Origin of the sequence: Streptomyces sp. NPDC058157, from assembly GCF_042884105.1 — a bacterium.
Classification (GTDB): Bacteria; Actinomycetota; Actinomycetes; order Streptomycetales; family Streptomycetaceae; genus Streptomyces.
This window is the reverse complement of sequence record NZ_JBHVUQ010000248.1, coordinates 1-8,871: the sequence shown is the minus strand read 5'-3', so window position 1 is coordinate 8,871 and position 8,871 is coordinate 1. Positions and strand designations below refer to the sequence as shown.

Below are 8,871 nucleotides of genomic sequence, written 5' to 3'. Positions count from 1 at the left end.
GATCCGGACCCCGCGCGTGCGCCGCCCCCGGGCTCCTCCGGCGGCAGGGTCCGGCGGGCCTCCTCGTACACGGCGAGGGCCTCGGCCTTGCGCCCCGCCTGGTACAGGGCCCGCATCAGGACGGCGGTCAGCCGGGGCCGCCCCGGGTGCTCCAGCGCGAGCGAGGCGGCCTCCGCCGTGAGGTCCGTACGGTCGCCCAGCTCGACGTCCATCTCCAGCTGGAGCTCCTTGGCGCGCAGCCACTGCTCCAGCAGCCGGGCCCGTACCGACTCCGCGTGCGGCCCGGCCAGACCGGCCAGCGGCTGTCCGTCCCACAGCCCGGCCGCCCGCAGTACCACCTCCCGGATCCCGTCCGCCGGCGCGCCCTCGCCGTGCAGCCGCTCGGCCTCCGCGAGCAGCCGGTCCCAGACGACGGCGTCCACCTCGGCGTCCGGGGCCACGAGCGCGTAGCCGTCGCCCACCCGGACCAGCAGCTCCCCGGCCCGTCCCGCCCCGGCACACGCCTTGAACGCGGCCCGCAGCCGGGACACGTGCAGCTGTACCGCCTTGCGCGGCTCGGACGGCGGGGCGCCGCCCCACACCCCCTCCGCGAGGACCGACGTGGCCACCGTGCGGCCCGAGGCCGTCAGCAGCGCGGCCAGCACGGCCCGCTGCTGGGGCCGGCCCAGATCGACCTCGTCGTCCCCGTACCAGGCCCGCAACGGCCCGAGCAGGCTGAACCGCAGCGCGGATCCCCCCATGGTGCTTTCCCCCAGTTCCGTACGGCTCCGCGCCCCTCCACCACGCACTGCCGCAGACCCTGCGGGACCCCCATCCCCGGGCCGGCCGTCCGGAAGACGGCGGTACGGCGGTGCGCGAAGGAGGCTGCGCTCCCCCCGTCACCTATCATCTGTCGCAAATTGTGCACTGTGCTCATGGATGCGGGGGCGGCATGGGAGTGGGGCTCGAATTCCGCGTGCTCGGCCCGCTGCGCGCCCGGCGCGACGGCCACGAGATCGACCTCGGACGCCCCCAGCAGCGGGCCGTGCTCGCCGCCCTCCTCCTCGCCCCCGGGCAGCTCGTCCCCCTCGAGCAGCTGATCGACGGCCTCTGGGGCGAGGACGACTCCCACTGGCCGAAGAACCCGGTCGGCCAGCTGAGCACCCACACCCACCGGCTGCGCCGGGCCATCGCCGCACCCGGCGACCCCGGCGGCGCGGTGCTGGTCGCCGAATCGGGCGGCTACCGGCTGAACGTGGACCGCGGCTGCGTCGACCTGTTCCACTACGACGCCGCGGTGCTGGAGTCGGCCGCGCTGCGCCACGACGATCCGGTACGGGCCCGCGTCCTGCTCCGCGAGGCCCTCGGCCGGTGGACGGGGCCGGCGCTCGACGGGGTGCCCGGGGCGTTCGCCGAACGGACCCGCCGGCGGCTCGCGGCGGGCCGGCACGCGGTCGTCAAGACGCTGCTCGACATCGAGCTCACCCTGGGCCGCCACACGGAGCTGCTGCCCGAACTGGAGGCGCTGGCCGCCCAGAACCCCCACGACGAGGAGGTGCGGCGGCTGTACGTGCTGGCCCTGCACCGGGGCGGCCGGACGGCCGAGGCACTGGCGGCCTTCGACGCGCTGCGGGAGCGGCTCGACCGGGAGCTCGGCCTGGAGCCGTCCCCCGCGATGCTGGAGCTGCACGCCCGCATCCGTGACGGCGACCCGGCCCTGACGGCGCCCCCGGTCCCGGTGCGGGGGCGGTTGCGCCCGCAGCGGCCGTGCCAGCTGCCGCCGGACATTCCGGACTGGGTGGGGAGGGGCGCCGAGCTGCGGGAGGCCGAAGGGCTGCTGCGGCAGCCGGACACCGCCCCGGTCCTGGCCCTGTCGGGCCCGCACGGCAGCGGGACCTCGGCGTTCGCCGTGCACCTGGCCCACGCCGTCCAGGACGCCTACCCGGACGGCCAGCTGTACGCCGGCACGGACGACCCGCACTCCGTACTGGCCGCGTTCCTGCGCGCGCTGGGCGAACCCCCGCCCGAGGGCGCGGACACCGACGGGCTGTCCCGTCTCTTCCGCACCGCCCTCGCCGGGCGGCGCGTACTGGTCCTGCTGGACGGGGTGACCCGCCCGGAGCCCCTGCTGCCGGCCACCCCCGGCTGCGCGGCCGTCCTGACCGGGGCCGCCCCGGAGGCCCTGCCCGACGGCACGGCCCACGTCCGCATCGGCCCCCTCGACCCGGCCGACGCGCACGAACTCCTCGCCCGGGTAGCGGGCGCGGGCCGGGTCCGCGAGGAACCCGGCCCGGTCGCCGAACTGGCCGCCCTGTGCGGCCACCTCCCCCTGCACCTGCGCACGGCGGCGGCCCGCCTCGCGGCCCGCCCGCAATGGTCGGTCGCGGGGCTGGTGGCGCGGACGGGCCGCAGATAACCGCACGGGAGGCCGGCTCAGTAGGCGTCCGACACGCGGGGCCTGATCCGGATCCCCTGGCGGGCGGCGGCGGCCACGTTGCAGGGGTCGTTGGTGAAGTAGATGCTGAGGCCGCCCTTGTCCTCCACGGTGAGGCAGCCGTTCGCGTACGAGCCCTTGAACTTGTTCTCGGCGTAACAGACCCGCCCGTTCTGCCCGTACACGACCAGGTTCCCGTCGGACTGCATGACCGCCTTCTCACCGCAGCCGACGCTGTCGGTCTTCCACCTGACCTCCCGCATGACCGGGTCGTTGAACCGGCGGTAGAGCACCAGGTTGCCGTCGTCCTGCATGATCAGCCGGGTGTCGCCGGCGTCGACGTGCCAGCCCTTGTACAGCGGTTCGTCGTTCCAGATGGTGTGGGTCACCGGGTCGTAGGCGGCCGCCGCGCTCCCCGCCCCCACCAAGGTCCCGGCACCCGCCACCACCACGGCGGCCAGCACCCCGGCGACCCGCCGCTTGACCCCGGACTTCGCCTTCGACACCGACATCACTCCTGCCATCCCCGTGAGCCTTCCTCACACTCGAACCGACGCCCGCGCACGTGCGCGGCGCCCTGCAGGATGACCTTGCCCCCCACCGGTAGACAAACGCTGAACGCCCCGGCCCGGCCTCGGCGACCCGATCCGGGGAACGGGTTGGCCGGATGGGGCCGTTTCCACAGGCTGTGGGCCGTTCCGGGGCTAGAGTCCGGCAGTGGCGGGATCGGGATCCAGGGGAGGGGCCGACATGCTGGAGGTCATCGCGCTCAGTGCGCTGACCGCGTTCCTCACCGCGGTGGGCAACGGCGCGGCCGGTGAGATGGGCAAGCAGCTGCTGCTGTCGACCGGCGCCCTGGCGAGACGGGCCACCGGGCGGGAGACGCCCCTGCCCACGACCGACGAGGGTTGGGCGTCGCTGGCCGGCCAGGTCCACGCCCGGCTGGGGGACGACCGGCGCCAGGCGGACGAATGGGCCGTCCTCCTGCGGAGCGTGCCGCAGCCCGCGGCCGGGCTCGCGCCCGGTGGCGGACTCCCCCCGGCCACGCGGCACTTCACCGACCGCAAGGAAGTCCTCAAGCGGCTCAAGCGGGAGGCGACCCGCCCCGCCGCCGGGCGGCCGCGCGTCGCGTTGCTCCACGGGCCTGCGGGGATCGGAACCAGTGCGGTGGCCCTGCACCTGGGTGCCGTGTGCCGGGACCGGTTCCCCGACGGGCAGTTCCACGTCGACCTGCGCGAAGACTCCGGCGAGCAGGGCCCGGCGCCGTCGGCGGTGCTGCTGCGGGTGCTCCGGCGGATGGGTGTGGAGGCCGAGCGGATCCCGCCCACCGAGGCGGGCCGGGAGGAGCTCTACCGGCGGCTGACGGCCGGCCGGCGCGCGCTGGTGGTGGTCGATCACGTGTCCTCGGTCGCCCAGGTCCGCGGGCTCGTCCCGGCCGCACCGGGGGTCTTCCTGCTGGTGGTCGTGTCCGGACCGCCCCTCGCGCTGGAGGCGGAGACCGTCCCGGTGACCGGGCTGCGCGACCGTGACGCGCTGGAGCTGATGCGGAAGGTGGCCGGGCGCGAGAAGGTCGCGCGTGCCAAGGCGCAGCTGCCGGGCGTACTGGCCCACTGCGCGGGCAACGCCTTCGCCGTACGGGCGGCGGCGCTGCGGCTGCTGACCGAGGAGACCGGGTCCGCGGACGTTGCCCCGCGAGAGGCGGGGCCCGGGGGGCCAGGGGATCCGGTACGCGCCGCGACCGAGGCCGGCTGCCGCCGGATCCGGCCGGAGGCGGCCCGGCTCTGCCGGCTCACGGCCCTGGGCGGCTGGCCGTCCCTCAGCGCACCGCTCGCCGCGGCAGCCGCGGGCGTCGCCGAGGAGGAGGCCGCCCGCATGCTGGCGGAAGCGGCCGACGCCCAGCTCGTGGAGCCCCTGCCCGACGAGCGGTACCGGTTCCGGCCCGAGGTGCGCCGCCACCTCGCCGGCGCGGCCGCCCTGGAACACGGGATCCCCGCGTGCTCGGCGGCCGTCGCCCGGACCCTGGACCTCCTGCTGAACCGGGCCCTGCACGCGGCACACGCGGCGCTCCCCCAGAGCTGGCGGACCGAACCGGCACCCGAGCGGGGCGAGCCGTACCGCGACGAAGCCGAAGGCGTGGCGGCGCTGGCCGCGGAGGCGGGCAACCTGGTCCGCGGCGTGTTCGTCGCCCGCGAGTACCAGCACACCACCACGGCGCTGCGGCTGGCCCGTGCCCTCTGGCCCCTCCAGCTCAAGGCGGGGTACTGGGACGACGTGCTGCCCGCGCTGCGCCTCGCGGCCCGCTGCGCCGACGAGCACCAGCCGGCCTCCCGCACCGCGGGCGGGCTGCACTTCCAGCTCGCCCACTGCCTGGGCGAGCTGGGCCGCTGGGACGAGGCGGACCGGGCGGCGGGCGCCGCGGCCACGGCGGAGCGGCAGGCCGGCCACCTGCGCGGTGCGGCGTCCTCGGTGGAGCTCCAGGGCCTGCTCAGCCTGAACCGCTGGCTGTACGGGGCGGCGTACGAGCGGTTCCTGGCGGCGGACGCCGTCTACGCCGAGATCCCGCCGGACGGTGAGGGGGCGCGCGACCTGCCGCGCGCCCGGGCCCTGTCCCGGCGGCACCAGGGGCGGGCGCTGCGCGGCATGGGCCGGCTCGACGAGTCGCGCGCGCTGCTGGAGGGCGCGGTGGACTTCTTCGCCGGGCAGGGCGAGGCCTACAACCAGGCCCGGGCCCTCACCGACCTGGCCGAGACCCTGCACGACGCGGGGGACAACGCGGCGGCGCTCACCAGGATCGCGGTCGCGGAGCGCCTGCTCCCGCCGGCCGCGGTCCCGCACCTGGGCTACCTCGCGGCCCTACGGCTGCGCTGCGAGGTCGCCGCCCGGTAGCGAGGCCCCGCCCCCGCCCCCGCCCCCGCCCCCGGCCCCGCCCCCGGCCCCCGATCCGACCGATACGGCGTGCGCCCGGCCGGCGACCCGTACCCGCAGCGTGGTCCCCTCGGGGGGCACGCGGCCGCCCCCGGTGAGCCACGCGGCCAGCGCGGACGCGTACGCGGCCGGGTCGGCATCCGATTCCGGGCCGCCCGACAGCAGGAACAGGCCGTGCTCCCGGCTGCGGACGGTACAGGTGTGCGGCCCGGTCACATAGGCGGCCGCCGTGCAGTGCCGGTACCGGCCGAGGACCTCGGAGGTCCAGGCCCGGGGGCCGCCCAGCCGGGGGTCGTCCGGGGCGCCGTCCCGCGTGATCACGTCGGCCGACTCCAGGACGCCGGGGTCGAGGGTGTCCTCGTGCACCGCGAGGTGTGCGGTGCCGAGGGCCCCGTACGGGTGCCCGGTGGAGCGTTCGACCACCACCTCCGCCCCCCGGACCTCCGTCCGCACGTGCAGCGGGGCGGTGCGCAGCGGGGGGTCGTACGGAGGCAGGGGCAGCGGCTCCAGGAGCGCGGGGCCCGGCGGCTCCGGGAGGTCCATCAGGGCGTAGAAGTGCCGCCGCAGGAGGGCCGCGGAGGCGCCGGGCGCCGAGCTGGTGAACGCGGCCGGCCCGGCGAGCGGCCGATGGGCGGCCATCGCCGCGTCGAGCTGCCTCCGCAGGTCACCGTGCGGATCGAGCCGGGGCGCCTCCCGTACGAAGGAGGCGAGGGGGGCTTCGGGGTCCAGCCGCTCCTGTCCGGCGGCCGCCAGCAGCACGGGGATGCCGAGCGCCGCGGCGTAGTAGGAGACCGCGCCGAAGTCGCCCAGGACGACGTCGGCGGCGAGCAGCGCCTGCCGCCAGGAGTGCAGGGGGTCGATCAGGGCCAGCCCGCTCCGGCGCGCCTGGTCCAGCCAGGCGCGGACCTGGCCCGGTCCGTGCCCGTACCAGACGTTCGGGTGCAGGACGGCGGCCGACCGGTAGTCGTCGGCCGGCAGCTCGGCGGCGAGCCGGGGCAGCAGGCCCGGCAGCACGTCCGCACCGCCCCCGTTCCCGAAGAACCCTTCCGGGTTCCAGGTGGAATTCAGTACGACCAGGCGCTGCCCACGGCGTACTCCGAGGGCACGGCGGAACCGCTCACGGTGTCGCCGCGCGGCCAGCATGCGGTCGTAGCAGGGATCCCCGGCGAGCACGGCGGCGCCTTCGGCCTGCGGACACGCGCGGCGCAACCGCTCCAGCTGCTCCGGGTGGGACAGGACGAGCCCGTCCACGAACGGCTCGCCCGAAGCGAGGAGCCACTCCGCCGACAACCCGAAGGTCGCCTCCCGGCTCCCGGCTCCCGGCTCCCGGCTCCCGGCTCCCGGCTCCCGGCTCCCGGCTCCCGGCTCCCGGCTCCCGGCTCCCGGGCTCGCTAGCTTCTTAGTATATCCAACACCATGTGACAAAACGCTCAACTTGCCCTGCAGCGCGTGCAGTTCACCGCCGAAGCTGGCCGACACCGCGAGGTCGACCGGCAGCGACCGGGCCTGCTCCCAGGGCACGACGGGCAGTTCGAGCCCGGCGAACAGCTCCTGCAGCCCCGCCCGGAAGGCGGACGACCCGGTCGTGGTCACCAGTAGCTGCACGCGGAAGTCGTCGCGGAACAGCGGCAGGACGTCCAGGAGCCGTCCGGCGGAGGTGACGTTGTGGGCCACCAGCAGCACCTTGCGTCCGGTCGTCCGGCTGCTCCACAGGTCGGATCCCTCGCCCACCGGCACCCGTACCGCCAAGGGATCGGCAAACCCCACGCGCCCCGCCCCTCCAACCGGCTGCTCAGCCCCGGACAACAAACAAGCCCCAGGTCGCTGACCTGGGGCTTTGCTATGGAGCGGATGACGGGAATCGAACCCGCGCTATAAGCTTGGGAAGCTCATGTTCTACCATTAAACTACATCCGCGTGGAGGGCCAGCTGCCTGGATCCCTACCGTTGCACACTGTACCCCATGATCGACCCCCGGTGAATCCGCCCGCGGGGTCGCCGTCTTTCGTGTGGGGTACCAGGCGTCACGCGGGCGGGAGTTGGGGCGTACCGTTGGGGTGCGGAGCGGCGGCTGGAGTGGGTCCCCTTCATCCCCTAATGTGGCGATTCATCGCAGTACGGCTCGTTGGGGAAAGGGACTCGATGGAGCGCACAGTCGTCCGTTGTGCCGAAGGGCACGTTTTCAGCACCGCCTCCTTCCCGCTGCAGCACCTCGGTGCCGGCCGGATCGGACCGGGGCGGCTGCTGCGGTGTCCGCGGTGCGCGCGGCTGAGGCACGCGGTGCCCGTGGGCGGCGTCAAGCGGTAGGGCCGTCACGTACGGCTTCCGGGGCGCGCGGGCCCGCTCTCGATTGGGGGCGGCCCGCGCGCTCTGCGTATCCTCGGGACGTGCTTCTCTCCGACAAAGACATCCGGGCCGAGATCGACAGCGGACGGGTTCGCATTGACCCCTTCGACGAGTCGATGGTGCAGCCCTCCAGCATCGACGTGCGCCTCGACCGGTTCTTCCGGGTCTTCGAGAACCACCGCTACGCGCACATCGACCCCGCCATCGAGCAGCCCGACCTGACCCGCATGGTCGAGCCCGAGGGGGACGAGGCGTTCATCCTGCACCCGGGTGAGTTCGTCCTCGCCTCGACGTACGAGGTCATCTCGCTGCCCGAGGACATCGCCTCCAGACTGGAGGGGAAGTCCAGCCTGGGCCGCCTGGGTCTGGTGACGCATTCGACGGCCGGGTTCATCGACCCCGGGTTCTCGGGTCACGTGACCCTGGAGCTGTCGAACCTGGCCACCCTGCCGATCAAGCTCTGGCCGGGCATGAAGATCGGGCAGCTGTGCATGTTCCGCCTCAGCTCGCCCGCGGAGTTCCCGTACGGCAGCGAGCGGTACGGCTCCAGGTACCAGGGGCAGCGCGGGCCGACCGCCTCGCGCTCCTTCCAGAACTTCCACCGCACCCAGGTGAGGCACGAGGCATGAGCGACGTACGCGAGACCCTGACCTACGAGGCGTTCGGCAGCGCCATCCGCGAGCTGGCGCAGACCGTCGCCGCCGACGGCTACGAGCCGGACATCATCCTCAGCATCGCCCGGGGCGGGGTGTTCGTCGCCGGCGGTCTGGCGTACGCGCTGGACTGCAAGAACATCCACCTCGTGAACGTCGAGTTCTACACCGGCGTGGGCACCACGCTGGAGATGCCGGTCATGCTGGCGCCCGTGCCCGAGGCGATCGACTTCACCGACAAGAAGGTCCTCATCGCCGATGACGTGGCCGACACCGGGAAGACGCTCAAGCTCGTCCACGACTTCTGCCTGGGCCACGTCGCCGAGGTCCGCTCCGCGGTGATCTACGAGAAGTCGCACTCGCTCGTGAAGTGCGAGTACGTGTGGAAGAAGACCGACGACTGGATCGAGTTCCCGTGGTCCACGGAGCCGCCGGTGGTCAAGCGCGAGGGGCAGATCCTCGACGCCTGAGCCGTTCGGGGACACGGGACACGGGATACGGGACACGGGAAGGGCCCGCCGCGCTGGTGCGCGG

At 74.6% G+C, this 8,871-nt stretch carries 7 protein-coding genes and 1 tRNA gene; 4 read left to right on the top strand and 4 right to left on the bottom strand.

The window, feature by feature from the left end; genetic code table 11:
• Nucleotides 1-740, bottom strand: a 740-nt coding sequence (locus ACFVXK_RS34330) for a BTAD domain-containing putative transcriptional regulator (protein ID WP_389619856.1), incomplete at its 3' end; no start/stop codon positions are given.
• A 191-nt stretch (nucleotides 741-931) separates the two neighbouring features.
• On the opposite strand from ACFVXK_RS34330, the gene ACFVXK_RS34325 reads away from it, so the two are divergent.
• Complete coding sequence (locus tag ACFVXK_RS34325) at nucleotides 932-2,395, top strand: BTAD domain-containing putative transcriptional regulator (protein ID WP_389619853.1); 1,464 nt, start codon at nucleotides 932-934, stop codon at nucleotides 2,393-2,395.
• 17 nt (nucleotides 2,396-2,412) lie between these two features.
• Here the strand turns inward: ACFVXK_RS34325 and ACFVXK_RS34320 are convergent, their stop codons facing one another.
• Complete coding sequence (locus ACFVXK_RS34320; protein ID WP_389619850.1) at nucleotides 2,413-2,937, bottom strand: hypothetical protein; 525 nt, start codon at nucleotides 2,935-2,937, stop codon at nucleotides 2,413-2,415.
• 226 nt (nucleotides 2,938-3,163) lie between these two features.
• Here ACFVXK_RS34320 and ACFVXK_RS34315 point away from each other — a divergent pair, with 226 nt between their 5' ends.
• Entirely contained in the window at nucleotides 3,164-5,299 is a 2,136-nt protein-coding gene (locus ACFVXK_RS34315; protein WP_389619847.1) for an ATP-binding protein, read from the top strand.
• Here the strand turns inward: ACFVXK_RS34315 and ACFVXK_RS34310 are convergent.
• Nucleotides 5,267-7,105: a hypothetical protein gene (locus ACFVXK_RS34310; protein WP_389619844.1), complete on the bottom strand. Its 1,839-nt coding sequence runs from the start codon at nucleotides 7,103-7,105 to the stop codon at nucleotides 5,267-5,269. The genes ACFVXK_RS34315 and ACFVXK_RS34310 overlap by 33 nt on opposite strands.
• A gap of 76 nt (nucleotides 7,106-7,181) precedes the next feature.
• A tRNA-Gly gene (locus tag ACFVXK_RS34305) sits at nucleotides 7,182-7,255 on the bottom strand.
• 470 nt (nucleotides 7,256-7,725) lie between these two features.
• On the opposite strand from ACFVXK_RS34305, the gene dcd reads away from it, so the two are divergent.
• Together dcd and ACFVXK_RS34295 are read left to right on the top strand one after the other, a co-directional pair.
• A complete protein-coding gene (gene dcd, locus ACFVXK_RS34300; protein WP_007265045.1) occupies nucleotides 7,726-8,313 on the top strand; it encodes a dCTP deaminase in 588 nt (195 codons plus the stop codon).
• Nucleotides 8,310-8,807 carry a phosphoribosyltransferase gene (locus ACFVXK_RS34295; protein ID WP_389619840.1) on the top strand — a complete coding sequence of 166 codons (498 nt, stop codon included), beginning with the start codon at nucleotides 8,310-8,312 and terminating at the stop codon, nucleotides 8,805-8,807. The genes dcd and ACFVXK_RS34295 overlap by 4 nt, the downstream gene beginning before the upstream one ends.
• Nucleotides 8,808-8,871: the final 64 nt, after the last annotated feature.